The 25,337-nt window shown below is 49.8% G+C and carries 27 protein-coding genes; 13 read left to right on the plus strand and 14 right to left on the minus strand.

Going from position 1 to position 25,337, the window contains the following annotated elements:
• Positions 1-214 precede the first annotated feature (214 nt).
• A complete protein-coding gene (gene pntA / locus BGE37_RS09110; RefSeq protein WP_105277000.1) occupies positions 215-1,747 on the plus strand; it encodes a Re/Si-specific NAD(P)(+) transhydrogenase subunit alpha in 1,533 nt (510 codons plus the stop codon).
• A 10-nt stretch (positions 1,748-1,757) separates the two neighbouring features.
• Positions 1,758-3,146 (plus strand): Re/Si-specific NAD(P)(+) transhydrogenase subunit beta, encoded by a 1,389-nt coding sequence (gene pntB / locus BGE37_RS09115; protein ID WP_001689887.1) that lies wholly within the window; start codon positions 1,758-1,760, stop codon positions 3,144-3,146.
• A 24-nt stretch (positions 3,147-3,170) separates the two neighbouring features.
• On the opposite strand, the gene tqsA is transcribed toward pntB, so the two are convergent.
• The gene (gene tqsA, locus BGE37_RS09120) at positions 3,171-4,205 is read right to left on the minus strand and encodes an AI-2 transporter TqsA (RefSeq protein ID WP_001118241.1); all 1,035 of its coding nucleotides are present in this window, start codon (positions 4,203-4,205) and stop codon (positions 3,171-3,173) included.
• 134 nt (positions 4,206-4,339) lie between these two features.
• Here tqsA and BGE37_RS25945 point away from each other — a divergent pair, with 134 nt between their 5' ends.
• The 3 genes from BGE37_RS25945 (at position 4,340) to mdtI (ending at position 5,298) form a co-directional block, all read left to right on the plus strand.
• The gene (locus tag BGE37_RS25945; RefSeq protein WP_085948401.1) at positions 4,340-4,510 is read left to right on the plus strand and encodes a protein YdgV; all 171 of its coding nucleotides are present in this window, start codon (positions 4,340-4,342) and stop codon (positions 4,508-4,510) included.
• A 106-nt stretch (positions 4,511-4,616) separates the two neighbouring features.
• Complete coding sequence (gene mdtJ, locus BGE37_RS09130) at positions 4,617-4,982, plus strand: multidrug/spermidine efflux SMR transporter subunit MdtJ (RefSeq protein ID WP_000276155.1); 366 nt, start codon at positions 4,617-4,619, stop codon at positions 4,980-4,982.
• Positions 4,969-5,298 carry a multidrug/spermidine efflux SMR transporter subunit MdtI gene (gene mdtI / locus BGE37_RS09135; protein WP_000046674.1) on the plus strand — a complete coding sequence of 110 codons (330 nt, stop codon included), beginning with the start codon at positions 4,969-4,971 and terminating at the stop codon, positions 5,296-5,298. The genes mdtJ and mdtI overlap by 14 nt, the downstream gene beginning before the upstream one ends.
• A 38-nt stretch (positions 5,299-5,336) precedes the next feature.
• Here mdtI and BGE37_RS09140 read toward each other — a convergent pair whose 3' ends face one another.
• The 3 genes from BGE37_RS09140 to asr all read right to left on the minus strand — a co-directional run bounded on the left by BGE37_RS09140 (position 5,337) and on the right by asr (position 6,742).
• The gene (locus BGE37_RS09140) at positions 5,337-6,158 is read right to left on the minus strand and encodes a trypsin-like serine peptidase (protein WP_001260847.1); all 822 of its coding nucleotides are present in this window, start codon (positions 6,156-6,158) and stop codon (positions 5,337-5,339) included.
• A 99-nt stretch (positions 6,159-6,257) separates the two neighbouring features.
• A complete protein-coding gene (locus tag BGE37_RS09145; RefSeq protein WP_000233092.1) occupies positions 6,258-6,341 on the minus strand; it encodes a hypothetical protein in 84 nt (27 codons plus the stop codon).
• 92 nt (positions 6,342-6,433) lie between these two features.
• The gene (gene asr, locus BGE37_RS09150; protein ID WP_001362115.1) at positions 6,434-6,742 is read right to left on the minus strand and encodes an acid resistance repetitive basic protein Asr; all 309 of its coding nucleotides are present in this window, start codon (positions 6,740-6,742) and stop codon (positions 6,434-6,436) included.
• 270 nt (positions 6,743-7,012) lie between these two features.
• Between asr and BGE37_RS25950 the strand changes: the two genes are divergently transcribed.
• Positions 7,013-7,117 (plus strand): KPN_01571 family protein, encoded by a 105-nt coding sequence (locus BGE37_RS25950; RefSeq protein WP_001351109.1) that lies wholly within the window; start codon positions 7,013-7,015, stop codon positions 7,115-7,117.
• Between the two features lie 47 nt (positions 7,118-7,164).
• Here the strand turns inward: BGE37_RS25950 and BGE37_RS09160 are convergent, their stop codons facing one another.
• Entirely contained in the window at positions 7,165-8,418 is a 1,254-nt protein-coding gene (locus BGE37_RS09160) for an MFS transporter (RefSeq protein ID WP_088541871.1), read from the minus strand.
• A gap of 106 nt (positions 8,419-8,524) precedes the next feature.
• On the opposite strand from BGE37_RS09160, the gene BGE37_RS09165 reads away from it, so the two are divergent.
• The 3 genes from BGE37_RS09165 (at position 8,525) to bioD (ending at position 11,593) form a co-directional block, all read left to right on the plus strand.
• On the plus strand, positions 8,525-9,418 hold the full coding sequence (locus BGE37_RS09165) for a LysR family transcriptional regulator (protein WP_001019560.1): 894 nt from the start codon (positions 8,525-8,527) through the stop codon (positions 9,416-9,418).
• A gap of 134 nt (positions 9,419-9,552) precedes the next feature.
• Positions 9,553-10,773, plus strand: coding sequence for a sugar metabolism global transcriptional regulator Mlc (gene mlc / locus BGE37_RS09170; protein WP_088541872.1), 1,221 nt, complete (start codon positions 9,553-9,555; stop codon positions 10,771-10,773).
• A 124-nt stretch (positions 10,774-10,897) separates the two neighbouring features.
• Positions 10,898-11,593: a dethiobiotin synthase gene (bioD, locus tag BGE37_RS09175; protein ID WP_000919226.1), complete on the plus strand. Its 696-nt coding sequence runs from the start codon at positions 10,898-10,900 to the stop codon at positions 11,591-11,593.
• On the opposite strand, the gene clcB is transcribed toward bioD, so the two are convergent.
• From clcB to BGE37_RS09210, 7 genes are all read right to left on the minus strand, one after another.
• Positions 11,546-12,838 carry a voltage-gated ClC-type chloride channel ClcB gene (gene clcB / locus BGE37_RS09180; RefSeq protein WP_088541895.1) on the minus strand — a complete coding sequence of 431 codons (1,293 nt, stop codon included), beginning with the start codon at positions 12,836-12,838 and terminating at the stop codon, positions 11,546-11,548. The genes bioD and clcB overlap by 48 nt on opposite strands.
• Before the next feature lie 157 nt (positions 12,839-12,995).
• Positions 12,996-13,610, minus strand: a complete 615-nt coding sequence (dmsD, locus tag BGE37_RS09185) for a Tat proofreading chaperone DmsD (protein WP_088541873.1) — start codon at positions 13,608-13,610, stop codon at positions 12,996-12,998.
• A 42-nt stretch (positions 13,611-13,652) separates the two neighbouring features.
• Positions 13,653-14,507 (minus strand): selenate reductase membrane anchor subunit YnfH, encoded by an 855-nt coding sequence (ynfH, locus tag BGE37_RS09190; protein ID WP_032184288.1) that lies wholly within the window; start codon positions 14,505-14,507, stop codon positions 13,653-13,655.
• Between the two features lies 1 nt (position 14,508).
• Positions 14,509-15,126, minus strand: coding sequence for a DMSO reductase like molybdoenzyme iron-sulfur subunit YnfG (gene ynfG / locus BGE37_RS09195; RefSeq protein WP_000213028.1), 618 nt, complete (start codon positions 15,124-15,126; stop codon positions 14,509-14,511).
• A 10-nt stretch (positions 15,127-15,136) separates the two neighbouring features.
• Complete coding sequence (gene ynfF / locus BGE37_RS09200) at positions 15,137-17,560, minus strand: selenate/tellurate reductase subunit YnfF (protein ID WP_088541896.1); 2,424 nt, start codon at positions 17,558-17,560, stop codon at positions 15,137-15,139.
• A gap of 60 nt (positions 17,561-17,620) precedes the next feature.
• Positions 17,621-20,047, minus strand: a complete 2,427-nt coding sequence (gene ynfE, locus BGE37_RS09205) for a selenate/tellurate reductase subunit YnfE (protein ID WP_088541874.1) — start codon at positions 20,045-20,047, stop codon at positions 17,621-17,623.
• A gap of 198 nt (positions 20,048-20,245) precedes the next feature.
• Positions 20,246-20,551, minus strand: a complete 306-nt coding sequence (locus BGE37_RS09210; RefSeq protein WP_105272232.1) for a DUF1161 domain-containing protein — start codon at positions 20,549-20,551, stop codon at positions 20,246-20,248.
• 107 nt (positions 20,552-20,658) lie between these two features.
• On the opposite strand from BGE37_RS09210, the gene BGE37_RS09215 reads away from it, so the two are divergent.
• Complete coding sequence (locus BGE37_RS09215) at positions 20,659-21,369, plus strand: YnfC family lipoprotein (protein WP_074496925.1); 711 nt, start codon at positions 20,659-20,661, stop codon at positions 21,367-21,369.
• Positions 21,370-21,371: 2 nt separating this feature from the next.
• Here the strand turns inward: BGE37_RS09215 and speG are convergent, their stop codons facing one another.
• Both speG and BGE37_RS09225 read right to left on the minus strand, forming a co-directional pair.
• Positions 21,372-21,932, minus strand: a complete 561-nt coding sequence (speG, locus tag BGE37_RS09220) for a spermidine N1-acetyltransferase (protein ID WP_001138584.1) — start codon at positions 21,930-21,932, stop codon at positions 21,372-21,374.
• A gap of 34 nt (positions 21,933-21,966) precedes the next feature.
• On the minus strand, positions 21,967-22,308 hold the full coding sequence (locus BGE37_RS09225; protein WP_088541876.1) for a DUF1283 family protein: 342 nt from the start codon (positions 22,306-22,308) through the stop codon (positions 21,967-21,969).
• A gap of 134 nt (positions 22,309-22,442) precedes the next feature.
• Between BGE37_RS09225 and BGE37_RS09230 the strand changes: the two genes are divergently transcribed.
• From BGE37_RS09230 to BGE37_RS09245, 3 genes are all read left to right on the plus strand, one after another.
• A complete protein-coding gene (locus BGE37_RS09230) occupies positions 22,443-22,769 on the plus strand; it encodes a YnfA family protein (RefSeq protein ID WP_001314753.1) in 327 nt (108 codons plus the stop codon).
• 205 nt (positions 22,770-22,974) lie between these two features.
• Positions 22,975-24,189 carry a starvation-sensing protein RspA gene (gene rspA, locus BGE37_RS09240; protein ID WP_001354684.1) on the plus strand — a complete coding sequence of 405 codons (1,215 nt, stop codon included), beginning with the start codon at positions 22,975-22,977 and terminating at the stop codon, positions 24,187-24,189.
• Positions 24,190-24,200: 11 nt separating this feature from the next.
• Positions 24,201-25,220: a Zn-dependent oxidoreductase gene (locus BGE37_RS09245; RefSeq protein ID WP_000836045.1), complete on the plus strand. Its 1,020-nt coding sequence runs from the start codon at positions 24,201-24,203 to the stop codon at positions 25,218-25,220.
• Positions 25,221-25,337 lie beyond the last annotated feature (117 nt).

The following is a 25,337-nucleotide window of genomic DNA, read 5'->3' on the forward strand; positions in this document are numbered from 1 at the left end:
TATCCCACTATCACGGCTGAATCGTTAATATTTTGCGAGTTCACGCCGAAATACTGATTTTTGGCGCTAGATCACAGGCATAATTTTCAGTACGTTATAGGGCGTTTGTTACTAATTTATTTTAACGGAGTAACATTTAGCTCGTACATGAGCGGCTTGTGTGGATCCTGACACAGGCAAACCATCATCAATAAAACCGATGGAAGGGAATATCATGCGAATTGGCATACCAAGAGAACGGTTAACCAATGAAACCCGTGTTGCAGCAACGCCAAAAACAGTGGAACAGCTGCTGAAACTGGGTTTTACCGTCGCGGTAGAGAGCGGCGCGGGTCAACTGGCAAGTTTTGACGATAAAGCGTTTGTGCAAGCGGGCGCCGAAATTGTAGAAGGGAATAACGTCTGGCAGTCAGAGATCATTCTGAAGGTCAATGCGCCGTTAGATAATGAAATTGCGTTACTGAATCCAGGGACAACGCTGGTGAGTTTTATCTGGCCTGCGCAGAATCCGGAATTAATGCAAAAACTTGCGGAACGTAACGTGACCGTGATGGCGATGGACTCTGTGCCGCGTATCTCACGCGCACAATCGCTGGACGCACTCAGTTCGATGGCGAACATCGCTGGTTATCGCGCCATTGTTGAAGCGGCACATGAATTTGGGCGCTTCTTTACCGGGCAAATTACGGCGGCAGGGAAAGTGCCACCGGCAAAAGTGATGGTGATTGGTGCGGGTGTTGCAGGTCTGGCCGCCATTGGCGCAGCCAATAGTCTCGGCGCGATTGTGCGTGCATTCGACACCCGCCCGGAAGTGAAAGAACAAGTTCAAAGTATGGGCGCGGAATTCCTCGAGCTGGACTTTAAAGAGGAAGCGGGCAGCGGCGATGGCTATGCCAAAGTGATGTCGGATGCGTTCATCAAAGCGGAAATGGAGCTCTTTGCCGCCCAGGCAAAAGAGGTCGATATCATTGTCACCACCGCGCTTATTCCAGGCAAACCAGCGCCGAAGCTGATTACCCGTGAAATGGTTGACTCCATGAAGTCGGGCAGTGTGATTGTCGACCTGGCAGCCCAAAACGGCGGCAACTGTGAATACACCGTACCGGGTGAAATTTTCACTACGGAAAATGGTGTCAAAGTGATTGGTTATACCGATCTTCCGGGCCGTCTGCCGACGCAATCCTCACAGCTTTACGGCACAAACCTCGTTAATCTGCTGAAACTGTTATGCAAAGAGAAAGACGGCAACATCACGGTTGATTTTGATGATGTGGTGATTCGCGGCGTGACCGTGATCCGTGCGGGCGAAATTACCTGGCCGGCACCGCCGATTCAGGTATCTGCTCAGCCGCAGGCGGCACAAAAATCGGCACCGGAAGTGAAAACTGAGGAAAAATGTGCCTGCTCACCGTGGCGTAAATACGCGTTGATGGCGCTGGCAATCATCCTTTTCGGTTGGCTGGCAAGCGTTGCGCCGAAAGAGTTTCTTGGGCACTTCACCGTTTTTGCGCTGGCCTGCGTTGTCGGTTATTACGTGGTGTGGAATGTATCGCACGCGCTGCATACACCGTTGATGTCGGTCACCAACGCGATTTCAGGGATTATTGTTGTCGGAGCACTGTTGCAGATTGGCCAGGGCGGCTGGGTTAGCTTCCTTAGTTTTATCGCGGTGCTTATAGCCAGCATTAATATTTTCGGTGGCTTCACCGTGACTCAGCGCATGCTGAAAATGTTCCGCAAAAATTAAGGGGTAACATATGTCTGGAGGATTAGTTACAGCTGCATACATTGTTGCCGCGATCCTGTTTATCTTCAGTCTGGCCGGGCTTTCGAAACATGAAACGTCTCGCCAGGGTAACAACTTCGGTATCGCCGGGATGGCGATTGCGTTAATCGCAACCATCTTTGGACCGGATACGGGTAATGTTGGCTGGATCTTGCTGGCGATGGTCATTGGTGGGGCAATTGGTATCCGTCTGGCAAAGAAAGTTGAAATGACCGAAATGCCAGAACTGGTGGCGATCCTGCATAGCTTTGTGGGTCTGGCGGCAGTGCTGGTTGGCTTTAACAGCTATCTGCATCATGACGCGGGAATGGCACCGATTCTGGTCAATATTCACCTGACGGAAGTGTTCCTCGGTATCTTCATCGGGGCGGTAACGTTCACGGGTTCGGTGGTGGCGTTCGGCAAACTGTGTGGCAAGATTTCGTCTAAACCGTTGATGCTGCCAAACCGTCACAAAATGAACCTGGCAGCTCTGGTCGTTTCCTTCCTGCTGCTGATTGTATTTGTTCGCACGGACAGCGTAGGCCTGCAAGTGCTGGCATTGCTGATAATGACCGCTATTGCGCTGGTATTCGGCTGGCATTTAGTCGCCTCCATCGGTGGTGCAGATATGCCAGTCGTCGTGTCAATGCTGAACTCATACTCTGGTTGGGCGGCAGCTGCAGCGGGCTTTATGCTTAGCAACGACCTGCTAATCGTGACCGGCGCGCTGGTCGGTTCTTCGGGGGCAATCCTTTCTTACATTATGTGTAAGGCGATGAACCGTTCCTTTATCAGCGTTATTGCGGGTGGTTTCGGCACCGACGGCTCTTCTGCTGGCGATGATCAGGAAGTGGGCGAGCACCGCGAAATCACCGCAGAAGAGACAGCGGAATTACTGAAAAACTCCCATTCAGTGATCATTACTCCGGGGTACGGCATGGCAGTCGCGCAGGCGCAATATCCTGTCGCTGAAATTACCGAGAAACTGCGCGCTCGTGGTATCAACGTGCGTTTCGGTATACACCCGGTTGCGGGGCGTTTGCCTGGGCATATGAACGTATTGCTGGCTGAAGCAAAAGTACCGTATGACATCGTACTGGAAATGGACGAGATCAACGATGACTTCGCTGATACCGATACCGTACTGGTGATTGGTGCTAACGATACGGTTAACCCGGCGGCGCAGGATGATCCGAAGAGTCCGATTGCTGGTATGCCTGTGCTGGAAGTGTGGAAAGCGCAGAACGTGATTGTTTTTAAACGTTCGATGAACACTGGCTATGCTGGTGTGCAAAACCCGCTGTTCTTCAAGGAAAACACCCACATGCTGTTTGGTGACGCCAAAGCCAGCGTGGATGCAATCCTGAAAGCTCTGTAAACTTGACGGCCTCTGCGGAGGCCGTCACTCTTTATTGAGATCGCTTAACAGAACGGCGATGCTTTGACCTCCCGCTGTTTGTTCAAGCGCAATTTTGACAATAATTGTCAACGGCACGGAAAGCAGCATACCCACCGGTCCTAACAACCATCCCCAAAAAATCAACGACAGAAATACCACCAATGTGGAAAGCCCCAGCCCACGCCCCATGATCCGCGGCTCCAGAATATTGCCGAAGACCAGATTAATCAGCAGATATCCCGCCAGCACCAGCAACGCTTCGTAGAAGCCATTAAACACCAGTACCTGAGCGATAGGGGGGATTGCCGCGAGGACTGAACCAATATTCGGGATGTAATTAAGCGCAAAGGCCAGCAATCCCCAGACAAAAGCGAAGCGAACATCGAGTGCGGCGAGCATCGCCCAGGCGACCAGGCCGGTGATGATGCTGATGGCTGTTTTCAGCACCAGATAATGAGACACACTGTCAATCGCGCGCTGAATCGCCGCCATCCCTTCAACCGGACGCGCCATCATTTGCTGAAATTTTCCGGGCAATTGTGGCACTTCGAGCAGCATAAACAACACCGTCAGCAGCAATAAAAATATTGATGACATGGCATTAGATAACTGCGTCAATAAGTTGGTGAGCAACGTCATCGCCGCGTTCGGATCAATGTAATGCGCCAGTTGGTCAACTGAGACGTCAATCCCTACGCGTTGCAACAACGGCTCAAGAGCTTGCAGCGGCGTCATAATAGAGTTGCGATATTGCGGTAACGTCCGCGTCAACTCGTTGAGCGCGGAACCCAGATAAGCTAACAGCAACACCATAGCCATCACGATGATGGTCATCAAAATCGACACCGCCAGTACACGCGGCACTCGCCAGCGGACCATGTGTTGCACCAGCGGGTTAAGAATAACAGCAATAAATAATGCGAGAATAAACGGCACGATGATCTCGGCGGCAAAACGGATACCGCAGAGAATAATGACCAGCATTCCCAACATAATGACGATTTTTAGACCATTGAGCGTGATGATCGGCTTTGCCATGCTTGTCCCCGTTTTTTCTTTCTTTGCTAATAATAATGTCTTTTTCGTTCCGTCATCATAACGAAAATCAAACTGCTCAGGTAAAGAAGTGAAAATATTTTGAGTTAATTCTTAAGCTATGATACAAATCAGGCGTGTTCAACTACCGAGGACAATTATCATCCGCGATGATGAGAAGCAACACTGCGGATAATTGTAATATTATGGACAATTTGTTCAGGACGTTATTTTCTACATTTACCCATCTTCGTACCTCATCCACTATTTTGCTCGTAGGTGAGCAGCACTGGCGCAACGCGCTTTAGTCCTTTCTTCTGCCTAACCTTGCGCTATGCGCGGGGCTTGATCACTTTGCTCTGGTTTCGCTGAATTGAGCGAAAGATAAAATAATTCTCTTGCAGGAGAAGGACGATGTATATTTATTGGATTTTATTAGGTCTGGCTATTGCTACGGAAATTACCGGCACGCTGTCAATGAAATGGGCGAGCGTCAGTGAGGGTAATGGCGGTTTTATTTTAATGCTGGTGATGATTTCTCTGTCGTATATATTTCTCTCCTTCGCCGTTAAAAAAATCGCCTTAGGCGTAGCTTATGCGCTGTGGGAAGGTATCGGTATTTTATTGATTACCTTGTTTAGCGTTTTGTTATTCGATGAAAGTTTATCGCTGATGAAAATTGCCGGGTTAACGACCCTGGTGGCTGGGATTGTATTAATCAAATCAGGTACCCGTAAAGCGTGTAAACCTGAGCCGGAGGTGAACCATGGCGCAGTTTGAATGGGTACACGCCGTCTGGCTGGCATTGGCAATCGTGCTGGAAATCGTTGCTAATGTCTTTTTGAAATTTTCTGACGGCTTTCGTCGCAAAATCTATGGTTTGCTCTCCCTGGCGGCGGTGCTGGCTGCCTTTAGTGCGCTTTCTCAAGCCGTTAAAGGGATTGACTTGTCTGTAGCCTATGCATTGTGGGGCGGATTTGGTATTGCCGCCACGTTAGTCGCAGGTTGGGTTTTGTTTGGTCAACGTTTAAATCGCAAAGGCTGGATTGGCCTGGTCTTGCTGTTGGCTGGAATGATTATGGTGAAGTTTGCCTGATGAACACGCTGCCCGTGCTGTCGGGCAGCGTTTGAATGCTATTTTTGCAAAAGTTGGTCTAGCTTGTCGCGAAAACCAGTGACAGAAATGGCCCGGTTATCGGCACGCCAGCGATCTTTCGCGGCAGGAGCCGAACTTTGCACGCCAATTAACTGCCAGCCGTCATCGGTATGCAACATCAGAGGCGAACCGCTGTCACCCGGCAAGGTATCGCACTGATGTGACATCACCGACGTTTGCGCCCAGCCAGTTACTTCACAGTTTTGATGACTGTACAACGTATCGAGATGATCTTCAGGGTATCCCGCTTGAGTCACTTTTCGACCTGCCGCTTTTAATGCGGCGGTAAGTGCGGCTTTATCTCCCGCAAATAACGGCAATGGTGTAATGCCAGAAGGGGGATTACGTAGCACAATCAAACCGAAGTCCCACGGCGCAGCTGCGGGAGGAACAATCCAACCATCCCCATCTGCTTTTAACCGCTTTCCCAGTGTCGGGTCAACGCGGCCTTCTATGTCGTGGATCTCATAGCGCCAAAGACCTTTATTTGACACAAAACGCAGCGCCACCGCTTTATCGGCTTTACCCTTTGGCGGCGTCAATAAACAGTGTCCTGCCGTTAATGCCAGATTGGGTGCAATTAGCGTCGCCGTACATAAATTGCCGCTGGCCGTTTCCAGTTGCCCAACCGCATCCCACGGTGATTGGGTCGTGTCATTCACTGGCACACGATCATCATGACCAAAAAACAGGGTGCTGACCTCATCGTTTGCCGATTTGGCAACGTCTGGTTTATCTGCAAACACAAAAGCAGACGTCAAACTAATTGCACCCAACACTACTGCAATGGTTGTACGCATATCACACTCTGGTGGGTAATTATGATTATTAAAAGCAAACCCTCATAAATACTATAGACGGGACGGGATGAAAGTGGGAGCAAAATCAGATAACTACGATCAGGAAAGATAAAAACGGGTGGCAATCAGTGCGCATAAAATAAGGATGATAAGAATGAACTCAAAGCGATAACGGCCCACCATACTACCCTCCGCTAAAGGCGGTGCCAAACGTTACCCGCTTAGCACCGTAATTTTCAGGCGCGAGGGGGCGCGCCAGCATTACTGTTGAAAACTTACGCTGCGGGTTGTGCAGCAGGTTTTGCCGGTTGCTGATGGCTGTGTTTCTTGGCGTGTTTCTTCGCTGCCTGCGCTTTTTGTTCAGGGGCTTTCTGTTCAGCTTTCGCATTTTTATGATGCTTTTTAGCCGCCTGCGCTTTCTGGGCAGGTGCTGCTTTATGCTGTTTTTTATGATGTGTAGTTTTCGCCGGCGCTGCTTTGGTGGTCGTCGCAGTCGGAGCAGGTGTGGTCGCAGTCTCTGCAGCAAAGGCGGCAGAAGACAGACCCATAGCAGCGGCAACAACCAGAGCTAATACTTTTTTCATTGTCATACCCTCAATTTGTTTTTTCATTTAACCCCACTGCGGGGCCGTTGAAATAACTATATCCCTGGGAATGGCAGACTTCCGTGAGTGGTTGGTTTCAGCGTGTAACGATATGTACAAACGTTAAATAAATTACAGCGTTGATAATAACGTATTGTGACTTAAGGGAAATTTAGCTACCAATAATAGTAGTCTTGATCGGGTTAACTATTTTACTACTTACAAAGCGGTAGAATAACTGCGCATCAGTAATAAATGACACACAGCAAAATGAATCCGTTTATTTGGGTACTTATAATCCTGATGACACTAGATGCGCTGCGGGAATTGGCTGGCGCTTCGTCTATTTTAGGATGGCTATTAACGTTGGTTTGAGCAGGCAATAAGTCCGGATGGGTATTTACCGCAGTCCGGACTTATTTTTAGGCGTGCAGACGACGATGCAAACGCGTCCCGACCAGCAGAGCAATGACCAGCATCAGAGCAATAAATGCGCCGACGCCGTTCCAGCCATAGTTATGCCAGAAAACACCACCCAGCGTCCCGGCAATACTCGACCCCAGATAGTAACTGAACAGATACAGCGAGGAGGCCTGGCCTTTAGCGCGTTTTGCGCGGGGGCCGATCCAGCTGCTGGCAACTGAGTGGGCTGCGAAGAATCCGGCTGAGAAGAGTAACATTCCGGCAAAGATTAGCCACAGCGAGCTGAATAAGGTCATCAGTAAACCAAACAGCATAACCCCCGTCGAAAACAACATCACCGGACCGCGCCCATAACGGGTGGTCATGGTTCCGGCTTTGGGTGAGCTCCATGTACCGGTCAAATAAGCCAGCGATAATAAGCCAACCACGGCCTGACTGACATGCCAGGGGGAGAGCATCAACCGATAGCCGATGTAATTAAACAGCGTGACGAACGACCCCATCAGCAAAAAGCCTTCTGCGAACAATAACGGCAATCCCCGGTCACGCCAGTGCAGACGAAAGTTGATAAATAACGTCTTTGGTCGCAGGGAAGTCGGGCGAAAATGGCGTGATTCCGGGAGGATTTTCCAGAACATCAACGCCGAGGTCAGCGCGAAACAGCCGATAGCCGCCAGAGCAATTCGCCAGTTGAAAAAGTCCGTGAAGACACCGCTAATTAAGCGTCCGCTCATGCCGCCAATTGAGTTGCCGCTGATATACAACCCCATCGAAAAGGCCACGAAACTGGGGTGGATTTCCTCGCTAAGATAAGTCATGCCAACAGCTGCAACGCCACTTAACGAAAGCCCAATCAAGGCGCGCATAATCAAAATGCCGTGCCAGCTGGTCATCATTGTCGAAAGTAACGTACAAATGGAGGCCAACAGTAGCGCCGTGACCATCACTGGTTTGCGACCAATGGCATCGGATAGCGGGCCAGTAAACAGCAAACCGATAGCCAACATCGCCGTTGAAATGGACAGTGAAATACTACTGTTCGCAGGCGTTAAGCCAAACTCCTGCGAAAGCACCGGAAGGATAGGTTGCACACAATAGAGAAGTGCGAAGGTTGCCAGTCCGGCAGAGAAAAGCGCCAGGGTGACGCGCATAAATTGCGGCGTACCGCGTTTAATAAATTGATTTGGCTGAGAAATGCTTTGCTTGTCAGTGACGCTTGCCGGAGCGCCATCAACAGTTGTAGTACGGCTCACTTGAAATCCTTGCTAAATATGCCTGTGGATCAGGCTTATGAATAGATTAGGAAAATCGAATTGTTCTGTCTAATATATTAATAATCTCAAATAAGATGTTTTAAATATGAATATTGAACTTCGTCATCTGCGTTACTTTGTTGCTGTTGCGGAAGAGCTGCATTTCGGGCGCGCCGCTGCCCGCCTGAATATTTCGCAACCACCGCTAAGTCAGCAGATTCAGGCGCTGGAGCAACAAATTGGTGCCCGACTGCTGGCACGGACCAATCGCAGTGTATTGCTGACGGAAGCAGGAAAACAGTTTCTTGCAGATAGTCGGCAAATCCTGTCTATGGTGGATGACGCTGCCGCTCGCGCTGAAAGGCTGCATCAGGGCGAAGCGGGGGAGTTGCGCATTGGTTTTACTTCGTCCGCTCCTTTTATTCGGGCGGTGTCCGATACGTTATCGCTGTTTCGTCGTGATTATCCCGATGTCCATTTACAAACCCGCGAAATGAACACTCGCGAGCAAATCGCTCCGCTCATTGAAGGAACGCTGGATATGGGATTGCTGCGTAACACAGCGTTACCGGAGACGCTTGAACACGCAGTCATCGTCCATGAACCGCTTATGGCGATGATCCCGCACGATCATCCCCTGGCAAATAACCCGAGTGTAACGCTGGCTGAACTGGCGAAAGAACCCTTTGTCTTTTTTGATCCGCACGTAGGGACAGGGCTGTATGACGATATTCTCGGGCTGATGAGACGTTACAATTTGACGCCCGTCATCACTCAGGAGGTGGGTGAGGCAATGACCATCATCGGTCTGGTTTCCGCTGGTCTGGGTGTTTCAATTTTGCCTGCGTCATTTAAACGTGTTCAGCTCAACGAAATGCGCTGGGTGCCGATTGCTGAAGAGGATGCGGTTTCTGAAATGTGGTTGGTCTGGCCGAAACACCATGAACAAAGTCCGGCTGCGCGTAACTTTCGTATTCATCTGCTGAATGCTCTCAGGTGAGGGAAATTTCAGCGAAAAAGCCCGAAAAATGTGCTGTTAATCACATGCCTAAGTAAAAATTTGACGACACGTATTGAAGTGCTTCACCATAGCCTACAGATTATTTCGGAGCGCGAAAATATAGGGAGTATGCGGTGGTTGCTGAAAACCAGCCTGGGCACATTGATCAAATAAAGCAGACCAACGCGGGCGCGGTTTATCGCCTGATTGATCAGCTTGGTCCAGTCTCGCGTATCGATCTTTCCCGTCTGGCGCAACTGGCTCCTGCCAGTATCACCAAAATTGTCCGTGAGATGCTCGAAGCACACCTGGTGCAAGAGCTGGAAATCAAAGAAGCGGGGAACCGTGGCCGTCCGGCGGTGGGGCTGGTGGTTGAAACTGAAGCCTGGCACTATCTTTCTCTGCGCATTAGTCGCGGGGAGATTTTCCTTGCTTTGCGCGATCTGAGCAGCAAACTGGTGGTGGAGGAGTCGCAGGAACTGGCGTTAAAAGATGACTCGCCATTGTTGGATCGTATCATTTCCCATATCGATCAGTTTTTTATCCGCCATCAGAAAAAACTTGAGCGTCTGACTTCTATTGCCATTACCTTGCCGGGAATTATTGATACGGAAAATGGTATTGTACATCGCATGCCGTTCTACGAGGATGTAAAAGAGATGCCGCTCGGCGAGGCGCTGGAGCAGCATACCGGCGTACCGGTTTATATTCAGCATGATATCAGCGCATGGACGATGGCTGAGGCCTTGTTTGGTGCCTCACGCGGGGCGCGCGATGTGATTCAGGTGGTTATCGATCACAACGTGGGGGCGGGCGTCATTACCGATGGTCATCTGCTACACGCAGGCAGCAGTAGCCTCGTGGAGATTGGTCACACGCAGGTCGACCCATATGGGAAACGCTGTTATTGCGGGAATCACGGCTGCCTCGAAACCATTGCCAGTGTGGACAGTATTCTTGAGTTGGCACAGCTGCGTCTCAATCAATCCATGAGCTCGATGTTACACGGACAGCCGTTAACCGTTGACTCATTGTGTCAGGCGGCATTGCACGGCGATCTGCTGGCAAAAGACATCATTACCGGGGTAGGCGCACATGTTGGGCGCATTCTTGCCATCATGGTGAATTTATTTAACCCACAAAAAATACTGATTGGCTCACCGTTAAGTAAAGCAGCAGATATCCTCTTCCCGGTCATCTCGGATAGCATCCGTCAGCAGGCCCTTCCTGCGTATAGTAAGCACATTAGCGTTGAGAGTACCCAGTTTTCTAACCAGGGTACGATGGCGGGCGCTGCGCTGGTAAAAGACGCGATGTATAACGGTTCTTTGTTGATTCGTCTGTTGCAGGGTTAACATTTTTTAACTGTTCTACCAAAATTTGCGCTATCTCAATTTGGGCCAGGAAAGCATAACTTAGACTTTCAAGGTTAATTATTTTCCTGGTTTATATTTGTGAAGCATAACGGTGGAGTTAGTGATGCTGAAGCGTTTCTTTATTACCGGTACAGACACTTCTGTAGGGAAAACGGTGGTTTCCCGCGCATTGCTACAAGCGTTAGCCTCCCAGGGAAAAACGGTTGCGGGATATAAACCCGTAGCGAAGGGGAGCAAAGAGACACCCGAAGGGCTGCGTAATAAAGATGCCCTGGTGTTGCAGAGTGTTTCAACCATCGAACTGCCTTATGAAGCAGTTAATCCTATCGCGTTAAGCGAAGAAGAAAGTAGCGTGGCGCACAGTTGCCCAATCAATTACACCCTCATTTCAAACGGCCTGGCAAACCTGACCGATAAAGTCGATCATGTGGTGGTCGAAGGTACTGGCGGTTGGCGCAGTCTGATGAATGATTTGCGTCCGCTCTCTGAATGGGTGGTGCAGGAACAACTGCCGGTGTTGATGGTTGTCGGTATTCAGGAAGGTTGCATTAACCATGCACTGCTGACAGCTCAGGCGATTGCCAACGACGGGCTGCCGCTCATTGGCTGGGTGGCTAACCGAATCAACCCAGGACTGGCGCATTATGCGGAAATCATTGATGTGCTGGGTAAAAAACTTCCAGCACCGCTCATTGGTGAACTGCCTTATTTACCGCGCGCCGAACAGCGTGAACTGGGGCAATACATCCGCTTAGCTATGCTGCGCAGTGTGCTGGCGGTAGATAGAGTCACGGTGTAACGTCCGCGAGATTACCGACGCAATTACGCAGGCTATCAATAAACCGGGGAGTAGCTGATACTCCCCGGTCATTTCACATATCATCAACGTCGACATAATCGGCGCGTGCGTGGTTGCCGCCAACAGTGTCGCCATCCCGGTCAATCCGAGTAAAAGCGTAATTTCTTCGCCATCAGGGAACCATAATCCCAGGCTACGACCATACAACATGCCAATGGCAAGACCGATAAATAGCGTCGGTGTAAAGACACCACCGGGTGCGCCGGAACCGCTACTCGCCAGCACGGCACACAGTTTACAAAGGAAGATCCCGCCAATGATCATTAACAGTGGTGGGGCGGTTAAAAAGGATTGTACGGTGCTATAGCCGTTGCCCCACACTGCAGGTGTGAACAGGGAAAGCAGACCCACGATCAACCCGCCTAGTGCCAGTTGCCAGGGCGGCGCAAGTTTGAGACTCACAAATCCACGATGACAGGCGTTCATTAACGTTAACAACAGTGGTCCGCACAGACCTGCCAGCACACCTGTACTGATAATCAGCGCATAGTCACGAGCCTGAACCGTCACTGAGAGTTGTACGCTGTAGAGTAACGCGTCGCTATGATTAATCAGATTGCTAACCAGCAATGCCACGACGGCGGAAATAATCACCGGGCCGAGAGAGGCCAACATCATAGTGCCAAACAGCACTTCGGCTATAAATAAACTGCCAGCAAGCGGGGCACGATAGGCCGCAGCCATTCCCGCCGCGGCCCCACAGGCGATCCATAATTTCCACTCCTGGCGTGGCGTAAAACGTTGGGCAAAACAGGAGGCGGCAAGGGCAGCTAAAAGAATCATCGCACCTTCGCGACCAATTGCACTGCCGCTGGTTACTACCAGCAGCGAGGCAAGCGATTTAACCAGGCTTGCTGCGTAATCGAACTGTCCATCGGTTTGCAACGCTTCTATGTAATCGGTCGGCGCATGAGGGCGTTGTTGGGTAAATTTCTGCCAGCCCATCAGCAACAAACCCGCCGCCAGTCCGCCGAGCGCCGGAGTTAGCAGCCGTCGCCAGGGGGAAAGGTTTGTCGCTGCATTGACCAGACTGCCGGAGTCATTATTGAGGAACAACCACTCCAGTAGCAGCATCGCGTGACGAAACGCGGCAACGGCAAAGGCCGCAAGAATACCGACTATTGTTGCGATAAGCAGACGGCGGAACATAGTGCGCAGATCCGGATAGCTGTGTAGATGGTGCATGAGCAGAAATGGACAATGAAACACGAGCGACTATTTTGCGGCAAAACAGGTTATCGGCAAAAGCAGTGCGTGCTTAAAGCGATAAAATACGTGACGTTGTAACGTATTATTGCCGAATAACGCGTGATTGTCGCCATCCGGCAATATTGCGGCAACTTTATCGAAACAGTGGTTTAACCGCGACAGGAATCAACAGTTGTGATTGCCATTGCGCCAGCGTTAAGCGAGCCAGTTCACCCAGCGCACGGTAGAAAGGGTGTTCTGCTTTTTCGATAAAAACGTCGAGAAAACGTGTTGACCACGGAAAAAGATGCCATGCCAGCAATTCTTCGCATTCTGTCTGGCGACCATTCTCCGCCAACCATGCAACCATCAACAGCAGTGAGCCAAAATGATCTTCCGGTTCATTTTGCTTCATTTCAAACTGAATGCCTTTCTCGCGCATCCACTGACGAAGTGCCAATGTTGAATCGCCAAACATCACAGATTCGCGATCCAGCCAGACAGATCCCCATGGAGGAGACGGCAGAGCCCACGGGCCGACAAATAGACGCTGCCAGGCCTGGGTTCGAGTCTCTTCACTCTGTGTTTGAAACGCCGTCACCAGCGGCGCTAATGACGCTTCTGGTAGAGGCCACTGAGTTTCCCAGCCGTCACTGGTGAGTACCGCAACCAGAGGTGCGGCTTCTGCACTCTCTGGAGCGTAATAAAACAGCGCGCCCAACACGCGCGCCGCGACAGAAAAATTATCTTGCTGTGAAAAATGGGTCATTCCTAACATCCTGAAATGTGCGGGTTGCCCCGCACCAATTTGTTAACCTGCAATAGCCATTCCTACCGTCATGTGCAGGCCATAAAAGAGCACACGCCCGATCATCTCACCGCCAAGTATGAGGATTAGCCCCAGAATAAGTCCGGCAACGTGAGGTTCACGGCGACGAATGAGCGGACAAAGCCAGCATCCTAGACCTGCGCATAACAATACCACACGCCAGACCTGTAAGGAGGCGTAATCTGGTACCAGTGCGCTGGCTTGTTGTACGGATGAGTGAATAGACGCCAGAGACAAACCTTGCAGCACAATCACCCCGGCACAAGCGATCAGCGCCAGAACGCTAATGATGGCAAATGGTGTGGTATTAAATGTAACGCGGGCTGCCCGCAGAATTGCGGCAGCAAGTATTGGACCGCTCAATAAAACTGTCAGGAAGAAAGCCAGCGTAGTGTAACCGTTATGCCAGGTTGGCACAGTGTCGATTTGATACACGCAGGTCATCATCCAGACGAAAATGACGCCGAGCGCCATGCTGACAAGTAGCCAGAGTTTCCCCAGCGCTTGCGGCATTTTACCAATGACCGCCACCAGCCACCATAATCCGCCAACGGCAAAAAATATTGAACCGGCAGCAATCTCGTTACTCAGGCCGGAAGCTCCGATTCGATTCAGCGAGTTAAACGCCCGCAGTGGCGATCCCAGGTGCATGACAGAGGCAATAAACCCGATGCCCATCAGCAGCCAGAGGAAAAACATGCCACGGACAATACGCTGACGGTCTGCGTCATTTTTGCTGGCGAACCAGCCGATTCCGCTAATAATCAGCGCGCCTACGACGCATTGGCCCAATACGGTAAAGATAACCAGTGGCCATTCGTGCCATCCATTTCCCATTTTAAACTTCCTCCGGATTAGCCAGGTAACCAGTGGTATCGCCGGTCGGGCGGCTGTTGGCGTTAGGTTTGATTACGATATTAGGTTTTGTAAAATGCGCGCGCGGCAGTGGCGCGACGGCAGCCAGAGTACCGTGTTTCTGGCGCAGTTCTTCAATTGGACCGAATTCAAGTGCACGCAGCGGGCAGGATTCGACACATATGGGTTGTTTCCCCTCGGCGACGCGCGAATAACAACCATCGCACTTCGTCATGTGTCCTTTTTCAGCATTGTACTGTGGCGCGCCGTACGGACAGGCCATGTGGCAGTAGCGGCAGCCGATACAAACGTCTTCATCAACCACCACAAAGCCATCTTCACGCTTATGCATTGCGCCGCTGGGGCAGACTTTTGTACATGCGGGGTCATCGCAATGGTTACAGGAGATGGAGAGATAATAAGCGAACACGTTCTGGTGCCAGACGCCATTATCTTCCTGCCAGTCGCCGCCAGCGTATTCATAAATACGGCGGAAACTGACTTCCGGGCCAAGATCTTTAAAATCTTTGCACGCCAGTTCGCAGGTTTTACAGCCAGTACAGCGGCTGGAATCGATAAAAAATCCATATTGTGTGGTCATGGGCTACTCCTTAAACCTTTTCGATCTGGACGAGATTGCTGTGCGACGGGTTTCCCTTTGCCAGCGGTGAAGGGCGGTGAGAGGTCAGAATATTGATACTGCCGCCGTGATCGACCCGGTCACCAAACATATCCGCTTTAAGCCACGCACCTTGCCCGATGGCGGTAACGCCAGGCAGAATACGCGGAGTCACTTTTGCGGCAATCAGCATTTCTCCATTATTGTTAAATACCCGCACTGTATCGCCATGACGGATACCGCGTGCCTGAGCATCAATGGGGTTGATCCACACCTCTTGTGGGCAGGCCTGCTGTAACACATCAATATTGCCGTAACTGGAGTGGGTACGCGCTTTGTAGTGGAAGCCCGTTAGCTGCAGTGGATAGGTTTTGCGCAGGGGATCGTCCCAGCCATCAAAACCTGGGGTATACGCAGGAAGGGGATGAATTATTTCATCTTTTTTCAATTCCCATGTGTCAGCAATCGTCGCCAGCCGTTCAGAATAAATTTCGATTTTCCCCGAAGGTGTTTTCAACGGGTTTGCCTGTGGATCTTCACGGAATGCGCGGAAAGCGACGTAATGTTCTTCCGGGCATTTTTTCTTAAAGATCCCGGTCGTTTTCATCTCCTCGTAGTCCGGCATCTCAGGGTTACGTTCCTTCGTTTTCGCATGGAGATATTTGATCCATTCATGCTGACTGCGACCTTCAGTAAAGGTTTGATAAACGTCTGGTCCTAAGCGTTTGGCGACTTCACTCAGCATCCAGTAGATGGGTTTGCGTTCAAATTTTGCTGAGGTTGCGGGTTGGGCGAGGATCACATAGCCCATATTCCCTGCAGATTCATGAGAGATAAGGTCTTCTTGCTCTGTTGGCATCAGGTCGGGCAACAGGATATCGCAATACTTAGCCGAGGCCGTCATGAAGTGGTCAATGCCAACAATCATCTCGCACTTGCTGTCATCCTGAAGCACCTCATGGGTGTGATTGATGTCGCCATGTTGATTGATCAATGTGTTACTGGCGTAGCACCATAAAAACTTGATTGGCACATCCAGTTTTTCTTTTCCACGAATACCATCACGGGTCGCGGTCATTTCCGTACCGTGGTCGATGGCATCTGTCCATGTAAAGACGGAAATCTGCGTTTTAACAGGATTATCAAGCATCGGGAACCATTCGACCCCCAGATCCCAGCTACCTTCGCGTACACCTGAGTTGCCGCCGTTTATGCCGACGTTACCGGTGAGAACGGAAAGCATGGCAATAGCGCGGGACGTTTGCTCACCGTTGGAGTGTCGTTGTGGCCCCCAACCCTGACAAATATAAGCAGGTTTTGCGGAACCGATCTCTCGTGCCAACTGGATAATTTTTTCTTCCGGGATGCTGGTGATTTTTGCTGCCCATTCCGGCGTTTTAGCTATGCCGTCAGGCCCTTCGCCCAGAATATAGGCTTTATAATGCGCGTTACGTGGTGCGTTGGCGGGCAGCGTTTTTTCATCGTAACCAACACAATATTTGTCGAGAAATGGCTGATCGACCATGTTTTCCGTAATCAGTACCCAGGCAATCGCACAGGCCAGTGCGCCATCGGTGCCGGGGCGAATGGGCAGCCATTCATCTTCACGCCCGGCAGCTGTGTCGTTATAACGTGGATCAATGACGATCATGCGTGCGTTTGAACGTTCGCGGGCTTGCTCGACGTAGTAAGTGACACCACCGCCGCTCATCCGGGTTTCTGCCGGGTTATTTCCGAACATAACGACCAGCTTCGTATTGGCGATATCATCCGGACTGTTGCCATCATTGGCACCGAACATATAACTCATTGCGGCACTGATCTGTGCGGTACTGTAGCTGCCATAGCGACTGAGAAAACCACCACAAGAGTTCATCAGACGGTACGGGACGTTTGAGTTGGTGATGTTTCCGCCATCTACGCCTGTTCCGTACAGGACATGTACAGCCTCATTGCCGTAATCTTTTAGGATCCGCCGAAGATTATCACTGATGGTATCCAGGGCTTCGTTCCAACTTATCCGTTCAAATTTACCTTCACCGCGCTTGCCGACGCGCTTCATGGGATATTTCAGCCGATCAGGATGATTCATCCGTCGGCGGATAGAGCGCCCGCGTAAACAGGCCCGAACCTGATGATTGCCGTAAACGTCGTCACCTGTCGTATCAGACTCCACCCAGTACACAGTGTCATCTTTCACATGCAAACGTAACAGACAGCGGCTCCCGCAGTTAACGGTGCAGGAACTCCAGACCGCTTTCTCTTCTACCGGAGCCTCTGCCGCTCGGACCATTTGGGAAAATGGCAGAGTGAAAGCACTGCTTGCCAGCGCGAGACTGCCAAGTGCGGAGGTTTTCATCAGACTTCTACGGCTGATTTCAGCCTTCATGAGCGCCTCTGTGGTATGGATTTTCATCATTACTCACTTATTGCTTTTCAAACAAAATGTCATGCCAGAATTTATGGTTGTAGTGGGTTATATTTTTTCGATCTCGACCAGATTAGTGTGCTGCGGGTTTCCCTTCGCCAGTGGTGAAGGGCGCAGAGTGGTTAGCGTATTTACACAGCCGCCGTGGTCGATTTTATCGCCAGACATATTGGCCTCGTGCCAGGCTCCCTGGCCCATAGCGCTAACTCCAGGGAGAATGCGTGGTGTCACTTTGGCTGGTAGCCGAACTTCGCCACGATGGTTAAACACCCGCACCATATCGCCGTTGGCAATCCCACGTTTCTGTGCATCTATAGGGTTGATCCACACTTCCTGACGGCAGGCTGCCTTCAGGACATCAATGTTGCCGTAGGTCGAGTGAGTACGGGATTTGTAATGGAAACCAAACAGTTGCAGTGGGAAGGTACTACGTTCAGGGGAGTCCCAGCCTTCAAAGGTTGAGGCATAAACCGGCAGTGGGCTTATCACTTCATCTTTTTCCAGTTCCCAGGTACGGGCAATTTCCGCCAGCTTGCTGGAATAAATTTCAATCTTACCGGAAGGCGTTTTAAGTGGATTTGCCTCGGGGTCGTCACGAAATGCTTTGTAGGCGACAAAATGACCATTGGGATCTTTACGCTTATAGATACCCATTTTTTTCAGTTCGTCGTAAGACGGTAACGCCGGATCTTTGGCAAGCATTTTGGCGTACAGATGTTGTAACCATTGTTCCTGGGTGCGACCTTCAGTGAACTTTTGATAGACGTCAGGTCCAAGACGATTCGCGACTTCACTCAGGATCCAGTAAATCGGTTTGCGTTCGAATTTTTCGCTGGTGACTGGCTGGAGGAAAATGAGATATCCCATGTTACCGGCGTAATCGTTAGGAATAATATCTTCCTGCTCAACGGTCATCAGGTCTGGCAGCAGAATGTCGGCATATTTTGCCGATGAGGTCATAAAGTTTTCGATGACCACAATCATTTCGCATTTCGATTCGTCCTGCAGAATTTCATGCGTTTTGTTAATGTCAGAATGCTGATTAACCAAGGTATTTCCCGCGTAGTTCCAGATGAACTTAATGGGCACATCCAGTTTATCTTTGCCGCGGACGCCGTCGCGGATTGCCGTCATTTGCGGGCCATGATCGATAGCATCCGTCCAGCTGAAGCAGGAGATTGATGTTTTGACCGGATTATCCAGCACCGGCAGGCGTTCTATGGTAATGGTATAGGTGGATTCACGCGCGCCACTATTTCCGCCGCTGATGCCGACATTGCCCGTCAGAATAGGCAACATCGCAATAGCGCGTGCGGTCAGCTCACCGTTTGCCTGGCGTTGCGGTCCCCAACCCTGGCAGATATAAGCGGGTTTTGCTGTGCCGATTTCACGCGCCAGTTTGATGATACGGTCCACCGGGATACCGGTAATTTGCGAAGCCCACTGCGGCGTTTTCGCTGTGTTATCATCACCTTCACCAAGAATATAGGCTTTATAGTGACCATTTTTTGGTGCATCTGCGGGTAAGGTTTTTTCGTCATAGCCGACGCAGTATTTATCGAGAAAAGGTTGATCAACGAGATTTTCGTTAATCAATACCCAGGCAATACCCGCAACCAGCGCGGCATCGGTGCCCGGGCGAATAGGAAGCCATTCGTCTTCACGACCGGCAGCCGTATCGGTATATCGCGGATCGATAACAATCATTTTTGCGTTCGATTTCTCGCGCGCTTTTTCAAGAAGATAAGTGATGCCACCGCCGCTCATGCGGGTTTCTGCCGGGTTGTTACCAAACATCACGACCAGCTTGCTGTTTTCAATATCCGTGGTGCTGTTGCCATCATTACTGCCGTAGGTGTAGGGCATGGCACAGGAAATTTGCGCGGTGCTGTAGGAGCCATACTGATTGAGTGAACCGCCGTAGCAGTTCATCAGGCGTTTGACCGCCGAGGCTGATGGTGAAGAGCGGGTCATATTGCCGCCAACAATCCCCGAAGAGTACTGAATATATACAGCCTCATTGCCATATTGTTCGACGGTTTTTTTCAGGCTACTGGCGATAGTATCCAGGGCTTCATCCCAGCTAATCCGTTCGAATTTGCCTTCGCCGCGTTTGCCCACGCGTTTCATTGGGTAATTCAAGCGATCGGGATGATTAATACGCCGACGGATGGACCGACCGCGCAAACAGGCGCGTACTTGATGATTGCCATACTCGTCGCTGCCGGTGTTGTCAGTTTCCACCCAGGTGACTTCATTATCTTTAACATGTAGACGAAGTGCACAGCGGCTACCACAGTTGACGGAACAGGCACCCCAGACCACTTTTTCGCTGGCCTGTTGTACCGCTGCCGCTGCACTGCGCAGGGTGAACGGTAAAGAAAAACCGCCTGCAGCCAGCGCCAGAGAACCTATCGCGGTAGATTTAACGAGTGTTCTGCGGCTGATGCCCACCATTTGTTCATTTTTGGACATAACTCACTCCCTGTTCTTTATCGTTATATAAAAGTTTATATATTGAATATTTAGCGCGCTAACAATAGAGGGAGTCTACCCATTTTGGGTTAAGAATTATTAATGCATATCAATAGAAGGGTATGAGTAATAAGGCGGGATTATGTTGTATGTTCATATCGCCGGACCTGTTGAATCCGGCGTTTAGTCAATAATGTGTTACTGCGGTTCGGCAGGCGCGCCATCCTGAGTAGACTGCGCGGGGGCAGAGACATTACCGCTGGTGGTGCGGGTGTAAAGAATTTTATGCGTATCATTGGCGCAATGCCCGACGACCTGGGAATCAGGCTGATCAACCTGGTCATTGGGTACAATACTTAACGTGAAGCTGCTTTCGGGTACGCCATTATTGATAATGCGCTGTGATATATCGCTCTGTATGCGCTCACAGGAAACCGGCACGGCGAGTACCGCGGGTGAGGTGAGTGCGAGCAGAAGCGCGGCACAGCAAGTTGAGAGTTTCATCATAAGCTCCTTACGCGAATATAACTTCTTTAAGCATAGCATTTAACGTGTAAAGTACTGTATTTGCTACTATGATTGAGAATCATCTCTACTGTCTGGTGACTGTTGTGAAATACAAATTACTACCATGCTTACTCGCGATATTACTCACAGGATGTGACCGCACAGAGGTAACACTTTCATTTACCCCTGAGATGGCCAGTTTCTCTAATGAATTCGATTTTGATCCGCTGCGTGGTCCGGTAAAAGATTTCACTCAGACATTAATGGATGAGCAAGGGGAAGTAACGAAGCGTGTTTCGGGGACTTTGTCGGAAGAAGGCTGTTTTGATTCACTCGAATTACTGGATCTGGAAAATAATACCGTGGTTGCCCTGGTATTGGACGCCAATTATTACCGTGATGCCCAGACGCTGGAGAAAAGAGTTCGTTTGCAGGGAAAATGCCAGCTAGCAGAATTACCTTCTGCCGGGGTGAGTTGGGAAACCGATGATAATGGCTTCGTGATTAAAGCCAGCAGCAAACAGATGCAGATGGAATATCGCTATGATGATCAGGGTTATCCGCTGGGTAAAACCACGAAAAGTAACGACAAAACATTATCTGTTAGCGCTACGCCATCAACGGATCCGATCAAAAAATTAGATTACACAGCGGTTACTTTACTGAATAATCAACGGGTAGGTAATGTAAAACAGAGCTGTGAATATGACAGTCACGCCAATCCGGTGGACTGTCAGCTAATCATTGTTGATGAAGGAGTAAAACCCGCCGTCGAACGGGTTTATACCATCAAAAATACAATAGATTATTATTAATGCTATTGTGCGGTCGGCTTCAGGAGAGTCTGCCCCGGTGTTTTGTGCTCTGCCAGATACTGATGCTGGAATATGCACATACGAATGGCATTACGATATTGACCATTAATAAAGAACTCATGCATCAATTCACCTTCAACCGTAAAGCCAAGCTTACGGTAAATGTGAATTGCTTTTTCGTTCTCTTTATCGACGATCAGATACAGCTTATAAAGATTGAGAACGGTGAAGCCATAGTCCATTGCTAATTTTGCGGCGCGGGTAGCCAGACCTTTCCCCTGATATTCCGGGGAGATAATTATCTGAAATTCTGCGCGGCGATGGACATGGTTAATTTCCACCAGCTCCACCAGACCGGCTTTTTCGCCGTCACATTCCACCACAAAGCGCCGTTCGCTCTGATCGTGAATATGCTTATCGTACAGATCAGAGAGTTCAACAAAGGCTTCGTAGGGTTCCTCAAACCAGTAACGCATCACACTGGCGTTATTGTCGAGTTGATGTACATAGCGTAAATCTTCACGCTCCAGCGGGCGTAGCTTAACACTGTGGGCGCTTGGCATAACGTGTCCTTACATTCCTTAAATCAATAACAGGTTAGGGGGTAATAACGCGGCCAGTTCGACGGTCCAGGCAGCGCAATGTATTTGGCTCCCAGTAGGCATTGATATTGGCGCTTTGCTCACATTTATCGCGGTTATCAAAAGCGGCGTCGGCTTTATCCCACTCTTTTTCAGTGCGTTTATTCACTTTCTGGCGCAGATTGCGCGTGTCATTCCATTGCTCTTTTTCCATAGCGGCGTGCTGGCGGCTTTGTGCACTGTCGCCAGACTCAATCACCAGTTTGTTAGTTTCGGCATGAACAGTTGTGCTCAATGCCAGTGTGCAAGGCAGCAGAAAAGCGAGCAGGCCAATTCGTTTGCTGAGAGTAGTTTTCATAATTCATTCCCTGTATGAATGATTAAAGGTGATTCTACACCATCCACTGCGAACGCAAAACGTACCAGGAGGATGTTTATATTGATGATATTATGTCGTCCTATAACTATACATGATGTCAATAAGTGACAAAGATGATTAAAACAACGTTACTGTTTTTTGCTACTGCGCTGTGTGAAATTATTGGATGCTTTCTGCCCTGGTTGTGGTTAAAACGAAACGCCAGTATCTGGCTGTTGCTTCCGGCGGGGATTTCTCTGGCACTGTTTGTCTGGTTGTTAACGTTGCATCCTGCGGCGAGTGGGCGTGTTTACGCGGCTTATGGTGGCGTTTATGTCTGCACGGCGTTGATTTGGCTGCGCGTTGTGGATGGCGTAAAACTGAGTCTTTATGACTGGACGGGGGCGTTGATTGCGCTTTGCGGCATGTTGATCATTGTTGCGGGCTGGGGGCGCGCGTAAGGACATAAATCCATTTTATCAATAAGATACAAGGAAGTGTCAGCTGACAAAAGGTATTCTATTTCATCTTTTGTCAACCATTCACGGCGCAAATATACGCCTTTTTTTGTGATCACTCCGGCTTTTTTCGATCCTCATACTTGTATGGTAGTAGCTCAGTTGCGTAGATTTCATGCATCACGACAAGCGATGCAAGGAATCGAACATGAAGATCGTAAAGGCTGAAGTTTTTGTTACCTGTCCGGGGCGTAATTTCGTCACATTAAAAATCACCACTGAGGACGGTATTACGGGCCTTGGGGATGCCACCCTCAATGGACGTGAGCTTTCCGTGGCCTCTTATTTGCAGGATCACCTTTGTCCGCAGCTTATTGGTCGCGATGCACAGCGTATCGAAGATATCTGGCAGTTTTTCTATAAAGGTGCTTACTGGCGTCGCGGTCCGGTGACGATGTCGGCCATTTCAGCGGTTGATATGGCGCTGTGGGATATTAAAGCCAAAGCTGCCAACATGCCGCTTTACCAGTTACTCGGCGGCGCGTCTCGTGAAGGGGTGATGGTTTATTGCCATACCACCGGTCACAGTATTGATGAAGCTCTGGATGATTATGCCCGTCATCAGGAGCTGGGATTCAAAGCCATCCGCGTGCAGTGCGGAATCCCTGGTATGAAAACCACCTACGGCATGTCGAAAGGCAAAGGTCTGGCTTATGAACCCGCAACCAAAGGACAGTGGCCGGAAGAGCAGCTGTGGTCGACGGAGAAATACCTCGATTTCATGCCGAAATTGTTTGACGCGGTACGTAACAAGTTTGGTTTTAATGAACATTTGCTGCATGACATGCACCATCGCTTAACGCCTATTGAAGCGGCGCGCTTTGGTAAAAGCATTGAAGATTATCGCATGTTCTGGATGGAAGACCCGACGCCTGCGGAAAACCAGGAATGCTTCCGCCTGATTCGCCAACACACCGTCACGCCAATTGCAGTGGGTGAAGTCTTCAACAGCATCTGGGACTGCAAACAGCTGATTGAAGAACAACTTATCGACTATATCCGCACCACGCTGACTCACGCGGGGGGGATTACCGGTATGCGCCGGATTGCCGATTTTGCTTCGTTGTATCAGGTACGTACTGGCTCACACGGTCCTTCCGATTTGTCACCAGTCTGCATGGCTGCGGCGCTGCACTTTGATCTGTGGGTCCCCAATTTCGGTGTCCAGGAATACATGGGCTATTCCGAACAAATGCTCGAAGTCTTCCCGCACAACTGGACTTTCGATAACGGCTATATGCATCCGGGAGACAAACCGGGTCTTGGCATCGAATTCGATGAAAAGCTGGCGGCGAAATATCCCTATGAACCTGCTTATCTGCCAGTCGCACGTCTGGAAGATGGCACGCTGTGGAACTGGTAAGGAGTAAGATAATGAAAAGCATTTTAATTGAAAAACCGAATCAACTGGCAATTATCGAACGCGAAATACCCACCCCGTCAGCGGGTGAAGTTCGAGTAAAAGTGAAACTTGCCGGAATTTGTGGTTCAGATAGCCATATTTATCGTGGGCATAATCCTTTTGCGAAATATCCGCGCGTCATTGGACATGAATTCTTTGGCGTCATTGATGCAGTGGGTGAAGGCGTGGAAAGCGACAGAGTCGGTGAACGCGTTGCTGTCGATCCGGTGGTCAGCTGTGGGCATTGCTATCCGTGCTCTATAGGTAAGCCGAACGTTTGTACGACACTGGCTGTATTAGGTGTGCACGCTGACGGTGGTTTCAGTGAATATGCCGTGGTGCCGGCAAAAAATGCGTGGAAAATTCCTGAAGCAGTGGCCGATCAATATGCGGTGATGATCGAACCTTTTACCATTGCGGCTAACGTTACCGGTCATGGTCAACCGACTGAAAATGATACCGTTCTGGTTTACGGTGCAGGTCCAATCGGCCTGACGATCGTTCAGGTATTAAAAGGCGTCTATAACGTTAAGAATGTGATTGTTGCCGATCGCATTGATGAACGACTGGAAAAAGCGAAAGAGAGCGGGGCAGACTGGGCGATTAATAACAGCCAGACACCGCTTGGCGAGATTTTCGCTGAAAAAGGCATAAAGCCGACATTAATTATCGATGCGGCTTGTCATCCTTCAATCCTGAAAGAAGCCGTAACGCTGGCTTCTCCAGCGGCACGTATTGTATTGATGGGCTTCTCCAGTGAACCGTCTGAAGTGATTCAGCAAGGAATTACCGGAAAAGAACTCTCTATTTTCTCTTCACGCTTAAATGCAAATAAATTCCCGGTCGTTATCGACTGGTTAAGTAAAGGGTTAATTAAACCAGAAAAACTAATTACCCATACGTTTGATTTCCAGCATGTTGCTGATGCCATTAGTTTATTTGAACAGGATCAAAAGCATTGCTGCAAAGTCTTACTCACTTTTTCTGAATAATACCAATAACGGCGAGTAAGTAGTACGCATCTTACCTCTTTTTTAGAGATAACCATTATGACAATAGAAAAACACGAAAGAAGCACTAAGGATTTGGTGAAAGCAGCAGTATCGGGA

This window comes from Escherichia sp. MOD1-EC6300 (assembly GCF_002965045.1).
Taxonomy (GTDB): domain Bacteria; phylum Pseudomonadota; class Gammaproteobacteria; order Enterobacterales; family Enterobacteriaceae; genus Escherichia; species Escherichia coli_F.